Raw genomic sequence first — 16,721 nt, 5'->3', positions numbered from 1 at the left:
CCCGATTTGTTCCAAGGGCTCAAACGCCGTGGCGGGCGAAATCCGTTCGCGACACCACGCCGGCCAGCCGGCTTTGCCGGTCAAGCACGGCAAGGCGGCGCAGGTGCAGTGACTGCATGTTGGCAAGGACGCCTTCCGCTTCCTCGTCGTCGTAGCAATAGGTGATGTTCGTGGTCATGATGTCGGAAACCCGCGTCGTCTCCGCATCCAGCCCCGGGGCCACGGCGCGCAGGATGATGTCGCGGTCCGTCAGGGTGCCGACGAGGCCGCTGGCGTCGGCCACCGGCAGGAAGGCGACATCCCATTCCGCCATCAGGCTCGCGGCATATTGCAGCGTCTCCTCCGGCCGGACCAGATGGACGTTGCGGGTCATGATCTCGCCGATATGCATTTCGACCTCTCGCTGAACGGTTTGCGGAACAACCGCCGAGCGGCCGCTTGGTTCCCTCATGCCCTTTTCCGGTCGATGGCGACGACGATGGCGGGGCCCGCCGTTCCGCCCTGCGAAAGCTCGAAGATGGCCTCGCCCGCCACGTCCGGCCAGGGCCTTTCCGCATGGGTGAGGTTCGCGCGGATGCCGAGCGTTGCGGCGGGAAAGCGCCAGTCGATAGCAAGGACGCCATCCTCGCTGGAAAGCACGTGCGGCTCGACCGGGCCGGGGCGTAAGAGCAGCGGCACGACATGGGCCTGCCGCAGCCGGATCAGGTCGCGCACGAGGCCCGACTGGCGGCGGCCGTTTGGCGAAGCGGCGCGTGCCCAGTCGAGCTTGGACGCCAGGAAGGTCTCCTCGGCGATCGGGTCGAGCAGGTCGCCCGGCTGCTTGCCCTGCGGCAGGCCGCCGAATTTTTCGGCCTCGTCCTTGCGGCCCTGCTTCGTCGCCCGGGCCATCTCGCCTTCGAAATCGGCGAAGAAGCAGAAGGGGCGGCGCTCGCCGTATTCCTCGCCCATGAAGAGCATGGGCACGGCCGGCGCGAGGAGAAGCAGGGCCGTCATCGCATTGAGGAGCGCGGGATCGGCAAGCACGGCAAGCCGCTCGCCGAAGGCGCGGTTGCCGATCTGGTCATGGTTCTGCAGGAAATTCACGTTGACCACCGGAGGCAGCGGGTCCTGCGGCGCGGGGCCGATGCGATCCTTCGAGCGGTCGTGGTGGACGAAGCCCCGTGCGGTCGCTTCCTTCAGGATGTCGTGCGGGGTTTCGGCAAAGGGCGCGTAGTGGCCCTGTTTCTCCCCGGTCGCGATGACGTGCAGCGCGTGGTGGAACTCGTCGTTCCAGCCGGCGGTGTAGAGATGCACCGTGCCGCCGTCCCGGTTGAGGAGGCCCTGCCGGCTCGTCTGGTCCTCGACGACGAGGTGGACATGGCGGTCGGGCGCCGCCCGGCGCAGCGTTTGGGCGAGCTCGATCAGCACATGCCGGTCGCCCTCGTCCTCGATCTCCTCCGTTGCATCGAGGCGCAGGCCGTCCAGCCGGTAGTCGAGGATCCAGTGCAGCGCGTTGTCGATGAAATAGCGGCGCACCGCCTCCTCCTCGAAGGCGAGCGCCGCGCCCCAGGGCGTGTGCCGCTCGGGATGGAAGAAGGCGGGGGCGATGCGCGGCAGGCTGTTCCCGATCGGGCCGAAGTGATTGTAGACGACGTCGAGCAGCACCATGATGCCATGGCCGTGGGCGGCATCGATCAGCGCCTTCAGGTCGTCCGGCGTGCCATAGGCATTGTGCGGCGCATAGTGCAGCACGCCGTCATAGCCCCAGCCGCGCCGGCCCGCGAAATGGGCGACGGGCATGATCTCGATGCCGGTGATGCCGAGATGGGCAAGGTGTGGCAGGCGCTCGATGGCGGCGCGGAAGGTGCCTTCCGGCGTGAAGGTGCCGATGTGCAATTCGTAGAGCACGGCCTCCTCCCACGGCCGGCCCTTCCAGCCGATATTGCGCCAGGCATAGCCTCGGTGGTCGACCACCACAGACGGTCCGTCGATATCGTTCCATTGCGCATGGGAGGCGGGATCGGGAATTTCTGTGCCGTCGGCAAGACGGAACCGGTAGGGCGTGCCGGGGCCGGCCTCGCCCGTTTCCACCTCGTGCCAGCCGTCCCCCGCCGCGTGCATCGCGATATCCCTGTCGCCGGCAACCAGTGTGACGGCCGTTTCGGCGGGCGCCCAGAGGCGGAATTGCACCCTGCCGTCTTCCAGCATGCGTGGTCCCCAGCTCTTCGGGATCGGCGATGGTCGTGTCATCGGCTTCCTCTCCTTCGGTTGCCGGGTTCGAACCGGGAGGAGGGGGCAATTGTTCCGGAACAATGTGCCGCATTTCGCGTTGCACCACCGCTTTTCACGACCCCGTCGGAAACGGCCGCCAGGCCTTCCGGCTGTCGTTCACCCAAGGGGACCCGCCCGCATGAGCTATTCGTTTTCCGAACTCGATTTCATGAAGCCGGAACTCGGCGCCGAGTTCACCGGCGAGGGCACGCATTTCGCCGTCTTCTCCGCCCATGCCGAGCAGATCGAGCTCTGCCTCTTCAACGAGGAAGGCAGCGAGGAGGTCGCCCGGCTGCCGCTGCCCAAGCGGGAGGGCGATGTCTGGTCGGGCTATATCGCCGGCCTCAAGCCGGGCACGGTCTACGGCTACCGGGCGCACGGCCCCTATGAGCCGAATGCCGGCCATCGCTTCAACCCCAACAAGCTGCTGCTCGATCCCTATGCCAAGCAGGTCGTCGGCGCCCTCGAATGGGACGACGCGCTCTATGGTTATCGCATCGGCGATCCGGAGGAGGACCTTTCCTTCGACGAGCGCGACAGCGCGCCCTTCATGGTCAAGGGCGTGGTACAGGATTCCGATTTCGACTGGGCGGGAGACCAGGCGATCCGCCGGCCCTGGACGGAGACGATCATCTACGAGGCGCATGTGCGCGGCATGACAATGACCCATCCCGGCGTGCCGGAGGACCTGCGCGGCACCTTCATGGGCATGGCGAGCGACCCCATCGTCGAGCATCTCGTCGATCTCGGCATCTCCGCCGTCGAGCTGCTGCCCATCCAGTATTTCCCCGACGACCGCTATCTCCTGGAAAAGGGCCTGCGCAACTATTGGGGCTACCAGACGCTCGGCTTCTTCGCCCCGCAGCCGCGCTTCCTTTCCGGCCGCGCCATCACCGAGTTCAAGACCATGGTCAAGCGCTTCCATGCCGCCGGCATCGAGGTGATCATGGACGTGGTCTACAATCACACCGCCGAGGGCTCGGAGCGCGGGCCGACGCTGAGCTTCCGCGGGCTCGACAATCTCAGCTATTACCGTCTGTCGCCGGACGATCTCCGCCACACCTACGATACGACGGGCACGGGCAACACGGTCAACATCGCCCATCCCATGGTGCTGCGCATGGTGCTCGACAGCCTGCGCTACTGGGTGGGCGTCATGCATGTCGACGGCTTCCGCTTCGACCTCGCGAGCACCCTCGGCCGCACCCGGCATATCGAATTCGACCGGGAGGGCACGTTCTTCGACGCAATCCGGCAGGATCCCGTCCTCTCCGGCGTGAAGCTGATCGCCGAGCCGTGGGATGTCGGCGACGGCGGCTATCAGGTCGGCGGTTTCCCTCATCCGTTCCGCGAGTGGAACGACAAATACCGCGACGACGCGCGGCGGTTCTGGAAGGGGGACGGCGGGCTCGTCGCGGGGCTTGCCTCGCGCCTTGCCGGCTCCTCCGAGCAGTTCAACCATTCCGACCGCGGCGCCACCTCCTCGGTGAACCTCATCAGCGCGCATGACGGCTTTACCCTCATGGACACGGTCTCCTACAACGACAAGCACAACGAGGCGAACGGCGAGGAGAACCGCGACGGCCATTCCGACAATCACTCGGATAATATGGGCGCCGAGGGGTCGACCGAGGACGGCGGTATCCGCTCGGCGAGGGACCGGCGCCGGCGCAACATGATCGCGACGCTGATGCTGAGCCAGGGCGTGCCGATGCTGCTCGGCGGCGACGAGCTCGGCAACAGCCAGCAGGGCAACAACAACGCCTATTGCCAGGACGACGAGATCGGCTGGACCGACTGGAGCGGCCTCGACGATCCGTTCCTCGATTTCTGCAAGGGCGCGATCGCCTTCCGCAAGGCGCACCCGGCATTTCGCCAGGAGCGCTTCCTGACGGGCGAGACGGCCGAGGACGGCACGGTCGAGATCGCCTGGTACCGGCCGGACGGCGCCGTCATGGACGAGGAGGCGTGGAACGACGGCGACCTGCGGACGCTCGGCCTCTTCCTTTCGAAGCCGGCCAACGGGGAGGGAGGCGACCAGCTCTTTCTCGTCTGCAATGCGGGCGGGGACTGCAGCGTGACGCTGCCGGAGGTGAACGGCATCACGGCATGGAAGCGGGTGCTGGATACCGGCGCGGCGGATGACGCCTTCTCTGTTTACCCGGCCGAAAATCCGGCCATGGTCTACGGCGCCAGCATCGCCGCCTTCGAACCGGCGGCTTAGCGATCCATCATGGCGCCGGACAATCTCAAGGAAACCGGCCTCGTCTATGTCTCGGACAGCGAGCCCGGCATCCGCCGGCAGCGCGCCGGCCGCAGCTTCTGCTACCGGCTGCCGGACGGATCGCTCCTGCGCGATGCGTCGGTGAAGGCGCGGATCGCCGCCCTCGGCCTGCCGCCCGCCTATGAGAATGTCTGGATATGCCTCGACGAGAACGGCCACCTGCAGGCGACGGGCTACGATGCGCGCGGCCGCAAGCAGTACCGCTACCACCCCGGCTGGCAGGCGCTGAAGAGCGGCGACAAGTTCGACCAGCTGATCGCCTTCGGCAGGGCGCTGCCGAAACTGCGCCGCACGGTGCGGCGCGACCTCGACGGGGCGCCGGGCACGGTCGATACCATGCTGGCGGCGATCACGGTTTTGCTCGATGAGGCGCATCTGCGCGTCGGCAACCGGGCCTATGCGATGGAGAACAAGACCTATGGCGCGACGACGCTCCTGAAACGGCATGTCTGTCTCAGCGACGGGCGGATCGAGCTGAGGTTCACCGCAAAGGGCGGCAAGCGCGTGCGCCGCACGTTGAAGAACCCGCGCCTCCAGCGCCTGCTGGAGGATTGCGCGGACCTTCCCGGCCGGCAGCTCTTCGTCTGGCGGGACGAGAATGCTGCCGCGCGTCCGGTCGATTCCGGCCGGCTCAACACCTATCTCGCCGATATTTCCGGCATCGCCGTCTCGGCCAAGACGTTCCGCACCTGGGCCGGCAGCCTTGCCGCCTTCTCGCTGGCCCGGCAGGCCATAGAAGAGGGCGGGCGGCCGACGATCAAGGGGATGGCGCAGGCGGCGGCCGAGGTGCTGCACAACACGCCCGCCATCGCCCGTTCGAGCTATATTCATCCGGACATCATCGCGCTCGCGGACACGCCGGAGCCGCTGCGCGTGGCGCTGCATCGCCCGCCGCGTTCCACCTCCGGGCTGCGGGCGGAGGAGGAGCGGCTGCTGCGGTTTCTGGAAAGCCGGCGGAATGCCCGCCGCCGTACTCGCCGGCACGACACGGCCACCGCCGGCGCGGCGGCAGCGCCCTAGCGTCGGAGATGTTCGGGAAACAGGGGGCCGTCTTTATGGCGCGGCTGCTACGTCGTCCACGAATTCACGCGAAAACCGGCCTCCCTCGCCGCTTCGATGAAAGCCCGGCGGGCGAGGGTCGGATCGTCGTCGCTTGCCAGGCCCTGCTCGCAGGCGCTTCTTGCCGTCGATGCGGCGGGGCCATCCTCCAGCGGCCAGTGGTTCTTCAGGCAAAGCAGGGCATCGCGCGTGCTCTGCACGCGAAGCACCTGCCGCTCGCCCTCAAGCACGACGGCCTCGTCCCAGAGACGGTCGGTTGCGAAAATGGTCATTGGCCTTCCTCCGTCCGTGTCTCGGCCGGAACGTCGACGAGGCTGACGAGGCCGACCACCTTCCGGTCGTCGTTCACCACGACGAGGCGGCGCACGCCGAGCTCGCGCATGCGGGCGGCCACGGCCGCCGTGTCGTCGGTCTCGTTGCACACTTCCGGCGAGACGGTCATGAATTCGGCGATGGTGGTGGAGGTGGAGAGGCCCTTGCCCAGCACCGAAGCGACGATGTCGCGGTCGGTGATGATGCCGACGATGGCGCCGACGCCTGGGACTTCCACCGGCAGGGCGCCCACCTCGGTCTCCAGCATCAGCCGCGCGGCGGACTGGGCGGTGTCGTTGGGCGAGACCGTCACGATCTGGGCGGACATCACGTCCTTCACGCGCATCTGCGTCCGCTCCTCTTCAGAGCCGTCCATTGACGAGGCTGCGGCCGTTCGGGGCGGCGGGCACGGCCACCTCCTCCCGCTCCGTGCGCGGGAGCGGCAGGTCCACCTGATGCGGCACGATAACCTGCGGCTCCCAGGAATTGCGGCGTTTTCTCGTGCTGGTATCCGGCGCGGCGTCGGGCTTTCGGGCTAGCGGCTTCTTTTTCTGGCGCACGTCGGACCTCCTGCGAACTGACTTCGTCACAAGGCCAAACGCCACTCCTTCCCGTTGGTTCCGAAAAAATCGGGAACCGGGCGGTCCGCCGGACATTCCTGACGGACCCGACGGATGGAGATGTCCATGCTCTTTGCTGGAAAGGTTGCTCTCGTGACCGGTGCCGGGTCCGGCATCGGCAAAGCCACGGCGCTGGCCTTCGCCCGCCATGGGGCGAGCGTCGGCGTGCTCAGCCGCACCGCCGAGGAGGTGGCGGAGGTGGCGAAGGAGATCCGCGCGCTCGGCGGTTCGGCGCTCGCGCTTTCCGCCGATGTCACCGAGGAAGAGCCGATGCGGGCGGCCGTCGAGCAGCTTGCCGGCGCCTTCGGCGGGCTCGACATCGTCGTCGCCAATGCCGGCATAAACGGCGTCTGGGCGCCGATCGACGATCTCACGCCGGAGGAATGGGACGTCACCATCGCCGTCAACCTGCGCGGTACCTACCTGACGCTGCATCTTGCGGTGCCCCATCTCAGGAAAGCGGGCGAGGGGGCCATCGTCGTCGTCTCCTCGATCAACGGCACGCGCACCTTCACGACGCCGGGCGCGACGGCCTATTCGGCCACCAAGGCGGCGCAGGTGGCGATGGTGCAGCAGCTCGCGCTGGAACTCGGCAAGGCCGGCATTCGCGTCAACGCCGTCTGCCCCGGCGCCATCGAGACGAGCATCGGCGAGAACACCGACCAGAGGGGCGCGGGCGAGGCCGGCATTCCCGTGCACTGGCCGGAGGGCGACATACCGGTGACGCAGGGCAAGCCCGGCACGGCCGATGAGGTGGCGGACGCCATTCTCTTCCTTTCCTCCTCCAAGGCACGCCATATCACCGGAACGCCGCTGTGGATCGACGGCGGGCAGGGGCTTCTTCGCTGACAGGTTCCTCTGGCGTCCCGGCCGTGCCCTGTGACAAGGTGCCGTAAGAGCGAAGAGGAGACACCCATGGCCAACCATCTTTTCGATGCCATCCGCGCCGCCGCGGCGCCGGAGGCGGTGTTCATCGAAACGGCCGAGGGGCGCCGCTGGACCTATGGCGACATGATCCGGCTTTCCGGCCAGTTGGCGCATGCGCTGGCAAGGCGCGGCGTGACGCCCGGCGACCGGGTGGCCGTGCAGGTGGAAAAGAGCCCGGAAGCGCTGATGCTCTATCTCGCCTGCCTGCGGGCGGGCGCCATCTACCTGCCGCTCAACACCGCCTATACGCTGGCGGAACTCGGCTATTTTCTCGGCGATGCAACGCCCGCGCTGGTGGTCGTCGATCCGAAGGTCCGCGACAGCGTCGCGGAGATCGCGGGCGGCGCGGTCGAGACGCTGGATGCGACCGGTGGCGGCAGCCTTCTGCAACTGGCCGGGGCGGAGGAGGCGGATTTCTCCGATGTCGAGCGCGGGCCGGACGACCTTGCGGCGATCCTCTACACATCCGGCACGACGGGCCGCTCCAAGGGCGCGATGCTGACCCATGACAACCTCCTGTCGAATGCGCTGACGCTGCGGGACCATTGGCGCTTCACGGCCGCCGACAGGCTGATCCATGCCCTGCCGATCTTCCACACGCATGGCCTCTTCGTCGCGTCGAACGTGACCCTCCTTGCCGGGGCCTCGATGTATCTCCTGCCGAGATTCGACGCTGACGAGGTGCTCCGGCTGATGGAAGGCGCGACGGTGCTGATGGGCGTGCCGACCTTCTATGTGCGGCTGGCGCAGCATCCCGGCCTGACGCGCGAGGCCGCCGCCGGCATGCGGCTCTTCGTATCCGGCTCGGCGCCGCTGCTTGCCGAGACCCATCGCAGCTTCTCGGACAGGACCGGCCACGCGATCCTCGAACGCTACGGCATGACCGAGACCAACATGAACACCTCCAACCCCTACGACGGCGAGCGTGTCGCCGGCACGGTGGGCTTCCCGCTGCCCGGCATCTCGCTGCGCGTCACCGACCCGGAAACCGGCAAGCCCCTGCCGGACGGCGAGACGGGCATGATCGAGGTGAAGGGGCCGAACGTCTTCAAGGGCTACTGGAAGATGCCGGAAAAGACCGCCGCGGAATTCCGCGCGGACGGCTTCTTCATCACCGGCGACCTCGGCAAGATCGACGGGCGCGGCTATGTGCACATCGTCGGCCGCGGCAAGGATCTCGTGATCTCCGGCGGCTACAACATCTATCCGAAGGAAGTCGAGACCGAGATCGACGGCATGGCGGGCGTCGTGGAGAGCGCCGTCATCGGCGTGCCGCATCCCGATTTCGGCGAGGGCGTGACGGCGGTCGTGGTGCGGCAGAAGGGCTCGACGCTCGACGAGAAGGCGGTGCTCGACGGGCTGCAGGACCGGCTGGCGCGCTACAAACAGCCCAAGCGCGTGCTTTTCGTCGACGACCTGCCGCGCAACACGATGGGCAAGGTCCAGAAGAACGTCCTGCGCGAGACCTATGCCGATCTCTACAAGGCCTGATCCCGATCCTTCGAAAAATGCCGCTTGAGGATGTCGAGCACCTCGTTCGCCAGCTCGCCGACGATGCCGCTGCGCTCCCAGGAATAGAGCGAGGCGACGACGGGCGGCTCCGGGCCGAATTCGGCGAAGGGCCTGACCCGCCAGCCCTTCGTGGCGTCGACCGGCAGCAGGGAAAGGCCGAGCTCCGCCTCGATGGCCATCAGCACGTTGCGCAGGCTCGCGGAAGTGAAGGCGACGTACCAGCGCCGGCGTTCGCGCTCCAGCCGCTCGAACATGGCGTCGCGGTAGAGCCCGCCGGGCGGGAATGTGACGAGCGGCACGGGATCGGGCAGGGCTGCTGCCGCATCCCCGGCGATGAACCAGGCGATGGGTTCCTCGAAGCTCGCCCAGCTGTCGGCGCTCGGCGTGTCCTCCTTCAGCACCACGATGTCGAGTTCGCCGGCGCGGTAGCGGCGCGTCAGGTCCGAGCGAAGGCCCGTGGTGACGTCGAGCCGGGCCTCCTTGTGGCGCTTGGTGAAGGCGGCGAAGGCGCGGGCCATTTCGGGCGTGGCGATATCGTCCGGCATGCCGATCCGCACGGAGGTCGTGCCGGAGGTCTCGGCCACCAGCGTCAGCGCCTCGCTCTGCAGGGAAAGGATGCGCCGGGCGTGGCCGAGCAGGCGCTCGCCCGTCACGGTCAGCCGTACCGGCCGCGCGGCGCGGTCGACCAGCGCGCGCCCGATCGCCTCCTCCAGCCGGGCGATCTGCTGGCTCATCGTCGACTGGGTCATGTGCAGGCGATCGGCGGCGGCGGTGAAGCTGCCGGAATCGGCGATCGCCACGAAAGCCCTGAGCAGGCGCGGGTCGAGCACGATATCTCCATCGAAAACCGGAATGATATCTATCTAAACATCTAATTTGCGCATGATTCAAGCCGGTGGTAGCGATAGCGGACAATTCGCGGGCGCGTCTGCCCGCCAAACCCGCTTCAGCATGAAAGTCGAATGATGACGGATACGCGCCCCGGCCGCGATTGGGCCATGCTTGCACTGGTCGTCCTGGTCGGCCTCAACCTCCGGCCCTTCCTTGCCGCCCCCGCGCCGATCCTCACGGAGATCGTTGCCGATACCGGCCTCGGCTATAGCGGCATCGCGATGCTCACGCTGCTGCCGATGTTCCTGATGGGCCTCGGCGCCTTCGTCGCGCCGGGCATCCAGATGCGGATCGGCGCCCGGCGCGGCCTTCTCCTCGCGCTTCTCGTCCTGCTTGCCGGTTCGGCGCTGCGGGTCGTCGCCTCCGGCGGGCTGTCGCTGATCGCGACGGCCGCGCTCTGCGGCATCGGCGTCGCCTTCATCCAGGCCGCCTTTCCCGGCATCATCAAGGCGCGCTTCCCGAACAGCGTGCCGGTGGTGACGGGCCTCTATTCCGCGATGATCATGGCCGGCGGGGCCTTCGGGGCGCGGCTGATGCCGGTGCTCGTCCACGCCGGCTACAGCTGGCGGGCGGCGCTCGCCTGGCTGGCGCTGCCGGTGGCCGTGGCGCTGGCCGCCGCATGGCGCATCCTTTCCGACGTGGAGGCCAGCAAGCCGGACGGCGCGCTGACGCGCCAGCTCCTGCGCCGGCCGCGAACCTGGGTGCTGATGGCCGCCTTCGGGCTGGTCAATACCGGCTATACCTCGATGATCGCCTGGCTTGCGCCCTACTATCAGGCGCAGGGCTGGACGAGCGCCGACAGCAGCGGCCTCGTCGCCGTCATGGCGGTCTGCCAGGCGACGGCCGCGCTCGGCCTTCCCATCCTGGCGCGCCGCAATATCGACCGCCGCGGCTGGCTGTGGCTCACCATCGCCTTCCAGGGCATCGGTTTCCTCGGCCTCGCGACGGCCCCCGGCCTTGCGCCCGCCGCCTGGGCGGGGCTCTGCGGTGCCGGCCTCGGCGGCAGCTTCGCGCTCGCCATCGTCACGGCGCTCGATCACCTGCCGCGGCCCGAGCAGGCCGGGGCGCTGGCCGCGCTGATGCAGGGCGGCGGCTTCCTGCTTGCCGCGATCGGGCCCTATGCGATGGCGGTGCTGCACGACTGGACGGGCGGCTTTGCCGCCGGCTGGATGCTGCATTTCGGCTGCGTGCTGGTGACGGCGCTGCTTTACATGCGCTTCAACCCGCGCCGCTATCCCGAGGCCATGGCCCTTGCCGCATGAAAAAACCCGCGCCGGCCGGGCGCGGGTTTCTAAAAAAGGCCTGAGCGGAATGCCGCTTACCGGCGCGAGCCGAAGGGCTTCAGCGCCATGTGGCGGTTGACGTCCTTGTAGAGCAGGTAGCGGAACGGCTCCGGGCCGCCGGCATAGCAGGCCTGCGGGCAGAAGGCGCGCAGCCACATGAAGTCGCCGGCTTCCACCTCCACCCAGTCCTGGTTGAGGCGGTAGACGGCCTTGCCCTGCAGCACATAGAGGCCATGCTCCATGACATGGGTCTCGGCGAAGGGAATGACGGCGCCCGGCTGCAGCGTGACGATGGTCACATGCATGTCGTGGCGGAGATCCGAGGGATCGACGAAGCGCGTCGTCGCCCAGCCGCCATTGGTGTCGGGCATCGCGGCCGGGGTGATGTCCTTTTCGTTGAGGATCAGCGGCTCGGGATGCGGCAGGCCGTCGACGGCCTCGTAGGCCTTGCGGACCCAGTGGAAGCGGGCATGGGCGCGCGAGCGGTTATGGAGCGACCATTTGAGGCCCGGCGGCAGGAAGGCGTAGCCGCCCGGCTGGAGCGTGTGCTTGCCGGTCGGCAGGGTCAGTTCCACTTCGCCGTCGACGACGAAGAGCACGCCTTCGGCCTCCGGGTCCTGCTCGGGTCTGTCGCTGCCGCCGCCCGGGGCGACTTCCATGACATATTGCGAGAAGGTCTCGGCGAAGCCGGAGAGCGGGCGGGCGATGACCCAGCAGCGCGTGTCGTTCCAGAACGGCAGGTAGGAGGTGACGATATCCTGCATCACCCCTTTCGGAATGACCGCATAGGCCTCGGTGAACACCGCGCGGCCGGTCAGGAGGTCGGTCTGCGGCGGGTGGCCGCCGAGGGAGGAATAGTAGCTTCTTTGCATCGTCTCAGGCCCTTTGTCTTGAGTGTTTCCGATAGTCCGTGCGGCGTTACTTCGCCCCAGCCTTCTCCAGGAGGGCGACGATTTCGCCCTGGCCGCGGCCGCGGGCGTGCTGGAGGGGCGTCACGCCGTCATTGTCCGCGAGATCGACCTTCGCGCCGGCCCTGATCAGCAGGTCGACGATCCTCACATGGCGCGGTCCCCCGTCGCCGAGGATGATCGCTTCGAGAAGCGCCGTCCAGCCGAGCCGGTTCACATGGTCGACGTCGACGCCGGCCTCGATCAGCGTGTCGACGGTCTCGACATGGCCACGCTCGCTGGCGGGGATGAGCGCGGTGCCGCCGTAGCGGTTGGTGCTCTTGAGGTCCGCGCCGTGGCTGAGCGTCAATTTAAGGATGTCGAGATGGCCGCGCGCGCCGGCATAGAGATAGGGGCTGTCGCTGATCTGGTCCTTGGCATTGACATCGGCGCCGGCCTCGATCAGGGCCCGGGCGGCATTCACCCGGTTGCCGTGGGTGGCGACCAGCAGCGCCGTCGCGCCGCTCGCATCGCGCGCGTCGATCTCCGCGCCCTTCGAAAGCAGCGTCCCTATGGCGGCGACATCGTCGGCCGCGGCAGCCTTGTGCAGTTGGATATTCATGGTGTCGCCGGCGGCAAGAAGGGGAGGGCAGAGGGCCGCGAGGAAGAGCCAGGCCGAGAGAAAAGCGAGTTTCAGCATGCGCATCCCGTTGGTGTGTGGGGGCAAACTAGCAGGCGGCCGGCTCATTAGAAAATTAAATGTGCAAATCAGGATCATGCAGAAGATGGAACTTGGCCGCCCGCGAAGCGCCGGCAATAAAAAACCCGGGACGGATCGCTCCGTCCCGGGTTCCTGCCCCCGCCCCTGAAAGGGAAGCCTAAAGGCCCGCTGCCGCGATGGCGGCGTCCAGGCGCTCGCGTGCCTTCTTCGGCAGCTTGCCGGTCTTGACCGCATCGATATTGGCCGGCGCGTCGCCGACGACCACGAGGCCTACCATGCCCATGCCGACATGCGGCGTGCACTTGACGCCATAGGCGCCGGCCTTGTCGAACGTGACCTTGTAATGCTCGTTCATCTTGCTCTTGAAGGCTTCCGCGCCTTCCGGGATCATGTCCTTGATCGTCTCGACATTATGCCCCTTGTCGGTAGGGATGAAGGTTACGGTGTCGCCGGGCGTGACCTTCACGAAGGCCGGCTCGAACACCATGGCGCCTTCGGCGCCCTTGTTGAGCATGTGCACCTCGAAATCTGCCGCCGCTGCCGGAAGCGCGAGCGCCAGAATGACCGCTGCCGCGCCGACGATGCTCTTTGCCATGATACGCACTGGAGTTCTCCTTGATGACGAACGTCTCACGTTCATGAGGAGGAAGTAGACCCGCCGGGCCGCTCCTTCTTTGACTTTAATCAAACAAGAGCGCGGGATCGTGCGTGGCGTCCTGTCGCAGTACGAGCAAATGTCTCAGGTGACGGTGACGGCGATGCCGCCGAGCCCGTCGATCTGCGCGTGCATCGTGTCGCCCCTCCTGACCGCGCCGACGCCGGCGGGCGTGCCGGCGAAGATCAGGTCGCCCGGCGCGAGCGTGAAGAGGCGGGAAAGGCAGGCGATCATCTCCGGCACCTTCCAGATCATCTGGTTGAGGTTTCCCTCCTGCCTGATCATGCCGTTGACCGTCAGCCGGATCGTGCCGGCCGCCGGATGGCCGATGGTAGCGGCGGGATGGATCGGCCCGCAGGGCGCGGCATGCTCGAAGGCCTTGGCGACCTCCCAGGGCCGCCCCAGCTTCTTCGCCTCAGCCTGCAGGTCGCGGCGGGTCATGTCGATGCCGATGGCGTAGCCATAGACGCAGCCGAGTGCCCGCTCGACCGGAATGTCGCTGCCGCCCTCCTTCAGCGCGACGACCAGCTCGACCTCGTGATGCACGTCGCTGCTGGCGGGCGGATAGGGAAAGCCGTTTTCCGGCGCTACGAGCGTGTCGGGATTCTTCTGGAAGAAGAAGGGCGGCTCCCTGTCCGGGTCGTGGCCCATCTCGATGGCGTGGTCGGCAAAGTTGCGGCCGACGCAATAGATGCGGTGGACCGGGAAGTGCGCGGCGCTCCCTTCGATGGGCAAAGCGGGAACGGGGGCCGGCGCGAAGACATAGTTGCGGTCGGTCCTGGTGTTTTCGGCGGGCATGGGCTGCACTTTCGCTGGCTGGGTGTTCGGCGCCGCGGCGCAATTTTGCTGGAACTGCTCTAGCATGGGGCGTCGCCGCGATCATCCGTTCTCCCCGCCTTTCCTTGCGCGGGCCGGAAAAATCGCGGATAGGGGAACGATGACGAACAGCGAGCCGCCAGAGAAGAGCACTTTCGAGACGACGAACGACGCGCCGCAGGGCGCGTGCCGGCGCCCGCTGCCGATCGGCCTCTTGAAAGCGCGCGAGGCGGTGATGCGCCATTTCCGGCCCATCCTCGTCGATCACGACGTGACCGAGCAGCAATGGCGCGTCCTGCGCGTGCTTGCCGACGAGGGCATGGTGGATGCGTCGGAAGTGGCGGAAAAGGCCTTCATCCTCGCGCCGAGCCTCACGCGCATGCTGCGCTCGCTGCAGCAGCGCAAGCTGATCTTTCGCCACAAGGACAAGGAGGACAAGCGCCGCGTCCTCCTGACGCTGGCGCCGGCGGGCCAGGCGATGATCGACGAGGTGATGCCGGACGCCCTGCGCGTCTATGCGGAGATCGACGCGCGCTTCGGGGCGGAGAGGATCGATACGCTCCTCGACATGCTGGAGGAACTCGCCGCCCTGAAGCTGGGCGGCGAGGAATAGGCCGGTCAGCATTCAGCCCATGCCGGCCTGCAAACGGCACTTTTCCGGGCTTCCGGTGCAGCGCTCCGGATCCCGGAAAAGCAACATTTTCGGCTCAGCCTGAACTGAATGTCGATCGGTCCCAGGCCGGTTAGGCGTCCTGCCAGTCCACCTGCAACTCCTCGCGGAAGGCGAAGCGGACGAGGTGGCGGATCACCACGTCCTTCAACTGCTCCATATCCTCCGCCTTGGGCGCGGCAAGGTCGATATGCAGCGCGGCGCCGTCCGCCATCAGCCGGCATTCGCCGATGGAGAAGGTGATCTCCCCGTCATGCTCGTCGAACTTCACGGGCAGCTTGTGGGCGAAATGCTTGCAGAGCTGCTGGAGGTAGCGGCTTGCCTGTTCGGTGGCGATGGCGGTCTTGCTCGTTGCGGCGGTCATCAGCTTTTCTCCACGGTCTGGGCGGCAAGGTCGAGTGCGGCGACGATGGCTTCTGCCGCCTCCTCGCTCACGTCTCCCCGGCGGAGGCGAAGCCGCATGGCGAGTTTCAGGTTTTCCATGGCGCGCACGACCGGGGCGGGCACGCCTTCGCGGCCGCGCGGTCCGCCGCTGCCGGCGCGCGCCATGAGCTCGTCGATGGCCGCGCGGTTGGCGGCGAGGAAGGCCTTGCCTTCCGGCGTGATGCTGTAACGCTTGCGCCCGCCTTCGGCCGGTTCGATCACGGCATAGCCCATGTCGTCCAGCCAGGAGAGCGTCGGGTAGATGACGCCCGGGCTCGGGCTGTAGCTGCCGCCGAAGCGTTCCTCGATGGTCTTGATCAGCTCATAGCCATGGCTCGGTGCATCGGCGATGATGGCGAGCAGCAAGAGGCGCAGCTCGCCGTAGTCGAAGAGGCGTCCGCCGTGGCGGCCACCCCGGCCGGGGCCATGATGGCGGCCGCGATGGAAGGGACCCGAACGATCGTCGGGCGGTGAAAAGTGGCGGTGAGGGCCGCATCCCATTCTGTGTCTCATGGTCCCGATATAAATCTCGATATATCTGAAATCAAGATATATCGAGATTTATATCTTTAAAAAGTTTTCGGCGGCCGCTAACGTCGTATTCCAGAAAATATAACGATGGAGAGGGCGCATGGTCCGGCTGAACGAAATCCGCAGGAACGAGGTCGCGATCACGCCGCCGGAAACGGCGGATGCGCAGCTCGTCTTCATCGGCCGGATTTCGACGCCCTGGAGCGCGCGCATGGAAACGCCGCGGCAGGGGCGTCATGACGGGCCGGTCTGCACCATCGAGATATTCGAGCCCTGGGTGCAGGCGTTGACGGGCGTCGAGCGGTTCGAGCGGCTGGAGGTGCTTTACTGGCTGCACCAGTCGCGCCGCGACCTCGTGCTGCAGAGCCCGGCGTCGAACGGCGAGGTGCACGGCACCTTCTCGCTGCGCTCGCCCGTGCGGCCGAACCCGATCGGAACCTCGATCGTGGTGTTCGAGAAGATCGAGGGCAATCGCCTCTTCGTGCGCGGCCTCGATTGCCTCGACGGCACGCCGCTGATCGACCTGAAGCCGGACCGCACGCTCTTCAAGCCGATCGCACCGCCCCAGCCGGGCGATTTCGAGACCGGCCAGGCGCAGATGTGCAGGAAGGCCGGCGATTAGTCGTCGACGGCGACCATCACGTTGGAGGCCTTGACGACCGCATAGGCTTCCTGCCCGGCGGCAAGGCCAAGTTCGTTGACGGCTTCGTTGGTGATCGAGGCGGTGATGATCGAACCGCCGCCGACATCGATGCGGACATGGGCGGTGGTCGCGCCGAGAGTGACTTCGACGATCTTGCCCTTGAGGCGGTTGCGCGCGCTGATCTTCATGCAATGCTCCTGTGGTTGCTACCCGCAAACTAGCATCGCGGCGCCGAAA

The 16,721-nt window shown here is 67.0% G+C and carries 20 protein-coding genes; 7 read left to right on the top strand and 13 right to left on the bottom strand.

The genetic code is table 11. The features are described from left to right. Positions 1-19 precede the first annotated feature (19 nt). Both ACZ1A1_RS21800 and treZ read right to left on the bottom strand, forming a co-directional pair. The gene (locus tag ACZ1A1_RS21800; protein ID WP_463621545.1) at positions 20-451 is read right to left on the bottom strand and encodes a CBS domain-containing protein; all 432 of its coding nucleotides are present in this window, start codon (positions 449-451) and stop codon (positions 20-22) included. Beyond that, positions 448-2,229 carry a malto-oligosyltrehalose trehalohydrolase gene (gene treZ / locus ACZ1A1_RS21795; protein ID WP_463621544.1) on the bottom strand — a complete coding sequence of 594 codons (1,782 nt, stop codon included), beginning with the start codon at positions 2,227-2,229 and terminating at the stop codon, positions 448-450. Before treZ ends, ACZ1A1_RS21800 begins: the two co-directional genes overlap by 4 nt. A 160-nt stretch (positions 2,230-2,389) precedes the next feature. On the opposite strand from treZ, the gene glgX reads away from it, so the two are divergent. Together glgX and ACZ1A1_RS21785 are read left to right on the top strand one after the other, a co-directional pair. Beyond that, positions 2,390-4,474 (top strand): glycogen debranching protein GlgX, encoded by a 2,085-nt coding sequence (glgX, locus tag ACZ1A1_RS21790; RefSeq protein WP_463621543.1) that lies wholly within the window; start codon positions 2,390-2,392, stop codon positions 4,472-4,474. Positions 4,475-4,483: 9 nt separating this feature from the next. Next, on the top strand, positions 4,484-5,554 hold the full coding sequence (locus tag ACZ1A1_RS21785) for a DNA topoisomerase IB (RefSeq protein ID WP_463621542.1): 1,071 nt from the start codon (positions 4,484-4,486) through the stop codon (positions 5,552-5,554). A 47-nt stretch (positions 5,555-5,601) separates the two neighbouring features. Here ACZ1A1_RS21785 and ACZ1A1_RS21780 read toward each other — a convergent pair whose 3' ends face one another. From ACZ1A1_RS21780 to ACZ1A1_RS21770, 3 genes are read right to left on the bottom strand one after another with little or no spacing between them, the layout of a single operon-like run. Beyond that, complete coding sequence (locus ACZ1A1_RS21780) at positions 5,602-5,859, bottom strand: DUF982 domain-containing protein (RefSeq protein WP_463621645.1); 258 nt, start codon at positions 5,857-5,859, stop codon at positions 5,602-5,604. A 2-nt stretch (positions 5,860-5,861) separates the two neighbouring features. Beyond that, positions 5,862-6,251 (bottom strand): CBS domain-containing protein, encoded by a 390-nt coding sequence (locus ACZ1A1_RS21775; RefSeq protein WP_313193283.1) that lies wholly within the window; start codon positions 6,249-6,251, stop codon positions 5,862-5,864. 16 nt (positions 6,252-6,267) lie between these two features. Then, on the bottom strand, positions 6,268-6,465 hold the full coding sequence (locus tag ACZ1A1_RS21770) for a hypothetical protein (protein WP_463621541.1): 198 nt from the start codon (positions 6,463-6,465) through the stop codon (positions 6,268-6,270). 126 nt (positions 6,466-6,591) lie between these two features. On the opposite strand from ACZ1A1_RS21770, the gene ACZ1A1_RS21765 reads away from it, so the two are divergent. After that, positions 6,592-7,374, top strand: coding sequence for an SDR family oxidoreductase (locus tag ACZ1A1_RS21765; RefSeq protein WP_463621540.1), 783 nt, complete (start codon positions 6,592-6,594; stop codon positions 7,372-7,374). 66 nt (positions 7,375-7,440) lie between these two features. Continuing rightward, the gene (locus tag ACZ1A1_RS21760; protein ID WP_463621539.1) at positions 7,441-8,943 is read left to right on the top strand and encodes a malonate--CoA ligase; all 1,503 of its coding nucleotides are present in this window, start codon (positions 7,441-7,443) and stop codon (positions 8,941-8,943) included. Here the strand turns inward: ACZ1A1_RS21760 and ACZ1A1_RS21755 are convergent. Then, positions 8,931-9,794 (bottom strand): LysR family transcriptional regulator, encoded by an 864-nt coding sequence (locus ACZ1A1_RS21755; protein ID WP_463621538.1) that lies wholly within the window; start codon positions 9,792-9,794, stop codon positions 8,931-8,933. The genes ACZ1A1_RS21760 and ACZ1A1_RS21755 overlap by 13 nt on opposite strands. A gap of 132 nt (positions 9,795-9,926) precedes the next feature. Between ACZ1A1_RS21755 and ACZ1A1_RS21750 the strand changes: the two genes are divergently transcribed. Then, positions 9,927-11,117 carry a cyanate transporter gene (locus ACZ1A1_RS21750; protein WP_463621537.1) on the top strand — a complete coding sequence of 397 codons (1,191 nt, stop codon included), beginning with the start codon at positions 9,927-9,929 and terminating at the stop codon, positions 11,115-11,117. A gap of 56 nt (positions 11,118-11,173) precedes the next feature. Here ACZ1A1_RS21750 and ACZ1A1_RS21745 read toward each other — a convergent pair whose 3' ends face one another. From ACZ1A1_RS21745 to ACZ1A1_RS21730, 4 genes are all read right to left on the bottom strand, one after another. Then, a complete protein-coding gene (locus ACZ1A1_RS21745) occupies positions 11,174-12,010 on the bottom strand; it encodes a bifunctional allantoicase/(S)-ureidoglycine aminohydrolase (RefSeq protein ID WP_318909971.1) in 837 nt (278 codons plus the stop codon). 46 nt (positions 12,011-12,056) lie between these two features. Continuing rightward, positions 12,057-12,725, bottom strand: coding sequence for an ankyrin repeat domain-containing protein (locus ACZ1A1_RS21740; protein WP_409529995.1), 669 nt, complete (start codon positions 12,723-12,725; stop codon positions 12,057-12,059). 178 nt (positions 12,726-12,903) lie between these two features. After that, complete coding sequence (locus ACZ1A1_RS21735; protein WP_463621644.1) at positions 12,904-13,341, bottom strand: pseudoazurin; 438 nt, start codon at positions 13,339-13,341, stop codon at positions 12,904-12,906. A 144-nt stretch (positions 13,342-13,485) separates the two neighbouring features. Then, positions 13,486-14,199: a fumarylacetoacetate hydrolase family protein gene (locus ACZ1A1_RS21730; protein WP_463621535.1), complete on the bottom strand. Its 714-nt coding sequence runs from the start codon at positions 14,197-14,199 to the stop codon at positions 13,486-13,488. Between the two features lie 139 nt (positions 14,200-14,338). On the opposite strand from ACZ1A1_RS21730, the gene hpaR reads away from it, so the two are divergent. Further along, positions 14,339-14,830: a homoprotocatechuate degradation operon regulator HpaR gene (gene hpaR / locus ACZ1A1_RS21725; protein ID WP_463621534.1), complete on the top strand. Its 492-nt coding sequence runs from the start codon at positions 14,339-14,341 to the stop codon at positions 14,828-14,830. Positions 14,831-14,960: 130 nt separating this feature from the next. On the opposite strand, the gene ACZ1A1_RS21720 is transcribed toward hpaR, so the two are convergent. Next, entirely contained in the window at positions 14,961-15,251 is a 291-nt protein-coding gene (locus ACZ1A1_RS21720; protein ID WP_463621533.1) for a DUF2218 domain-containing protein, read from the bottom strand. Further along, the gene (locus ACZ1A1_RS21715) at positions 15,251-15,811 is read right to left on the bottom strand and encodes a PadR family transcriptional regulator (RefSeq protein WP_463621532.1); all 561 of its coding nucleotides are present in this window, start codon (positions 15,809-15,811) and stop codon (positions 15,251-15,253) included. The genes ACZ1A1_RS21720 and ACZ1A1_RS21715 overlap by 1 nt, the downstream gene beginning before the upstream one ends. 130 nt (positions 15,812-15,941) lie before the next feature. Between ACZ1A1_RS21715 and tsaA the strand changes: the two genes are divergently transcribed. Continuing rightward, entirely contained in the window at positions 15,942-16,463 is a 522-nt protein-coding gene (gene tsaA, locus ACZ1A1_RS21710; RefSeq protein ID WP_463621531.1) for a tRNA (N6-threonylcarbamoyladenosine(37)-N6)-methyltransferase TrmO, read from the top strand. On the opposite strand, the gene ACZ1A1_RS21705 is transcribed toward tsaA, so the two are convergent. After that, positions 16,460-16,672, bottom strand: coding sequence for a TOBE domain-containing protein (locus ACZ1A1_RS21705; RefSeq protein ID WP_463621529.1), 213 nt, complete (start codon positions 16,670-16,672; stop codon positions 16,460-16,462). The genes tsaA and ACZ1A1_RS21705 overlap by 4 nt on opposite strands. Between the last annotated feature and the right edge of the window lie 49 nt (positions 16,673-16,721).

The organism is Shinella sp. R2-11, from assembly GCF_055330205.1.
The sequence above is the reverse complement of the archived record's forward strand: the minus strand, read 5'-3'. Positions and strand labels throughout refer to the sequence as shown.

What these genes read in the sequence shown, in the direction of transcription:
- ACZ1A1_RS21800 (WP_463621545.1), bottom strand. Translation starts at nt 451, where the DNA reads ATGAGGGAACCAAGCGGCCGCTCGGCGGTTGTTCCGCAAACCGTTCAG.
- treZ (WP_463621544.1), bottom strand. Translation starts at nt 2,229, where the DNA reads ATGACACGACCATCGCCGATCCCGAAGAGCTGGGGACCACGCATGCTG.
- glgX (WP_463621543.1), top strand. Translation starts at nt 2,390, where the DNA reads ATGAGCTATTCGTTTTCCGAACTCGATTTCATGAAGCCGGAACTCGGC.
- ACZ1A1_RS21785 (WP_463621542.1), top strand. Translation starts at nt 4,484, where the DNA reads ATGGCGCCGGACAATCTCAAGGAAACCGGCCTCGTCTATGTCTCGGAC.
- ACZ1A1_RS21775 (WP_313193283.1), bottom strand. Translation starts at nt 6,251, where the DNA reads ATGCGCGTGAAGGACGTGATGTCCGCCCAGATCGTGACGGTCTCGCCC.
- ACZ1A1_RS21765 (WP_463621540.1), top strand. Translation starts at nt 6,592, where the DNA reads ATGCTCTTTGCTGGAAAGGTTGCTCTCGTGACCGGTGCCGGGTCCGGC.
- ACZ1A1_RS21760 (WP_463621539.1), top strand. Translation starts at nt 7,441, where the DNA reads ATGGCCAACCATCTTTTCGATGCCATCCGCGCCGCCGCGGCGCCGGAG.
- ACZ1A1_RS21750 (WP_463621537.1), top strand. Translation starts at nt 9,927, where the DNA reads ATGATGACGGATACGCGCCCCGGCCGCGATTGGGCCATGCTTGCACTG.
- ACZ1A1_RS21745 (WP_318909971.1), bottom strand. Translation starts at nt 12,010, where the DNA reads ATGCAAAGAAGCTACTATTCCTCCCTCGGCGGCCACCCGCCGCAGACC.
- ACZ1A1_RS21740 (WP_409529995.1), bottom strand. Translation starts at nt 12,725, where the DNA reads ATGCTGAAACTCGCTTTTCTCTCGGCCTGGCTCTTCCTCGCGGCCCTC.
- ACZ1A1_RS21735 (WP_463621644.1), bottom strand. Translation starts at nt 13,341, where the DNA reads ATGGCAAAGAGCATCGTCGGCGCGGCAGCGGTCATTCTGGCGCTCGCG.
- ACZ1A1_RS21730 (WP_463621535.1), bottom strand. Translation starts at nt 14,199, where the DNA reads ATGCCCGCCGAAAACACCAGGACCGACCGCAACTATGTCTTCGCGCCG.
- hpaR (WP_463621534.1), top strand. Translation starts at nt 14,339, where the DNA reads ATGACGAACAGCGAGCCGCCAGAGAAGAGCACTTTCGAGACGACGAAC.
- ACZ1A1_RS21720 (WP_463621533.1), bottom strand. Translation starts at nt 15,251, where the DNA reads ATGACCGCCGCAACGAGCAAGACCGCCATCGCCACCGAACAGGCAAGC.
- ACZ1A1_RS21715 (WP_463621532.1), bottom strand. Translation starts at nt 15,811, where the DNA reads ATGGGATGCGGCCCTCACCGCCACTTTTCACCGCCCGACGATCGTTCG.
- tsaA (WP_463621531.1), top strand. Translation starts at nt 15,942, where the DNA reads ATGGTCCGGCTGAACGAAATCCGCAGGAACGAGGTCGCGATCACGCCG.
- ACZ1A1_RS21705 (WP_463621529.1), bottom strand. Translation starts at nt 16,672, where the DNA reads ATGAAGATCAGCGCGCGCAACCGCCTCAAGGGCAAGATCGTCGAAGTC.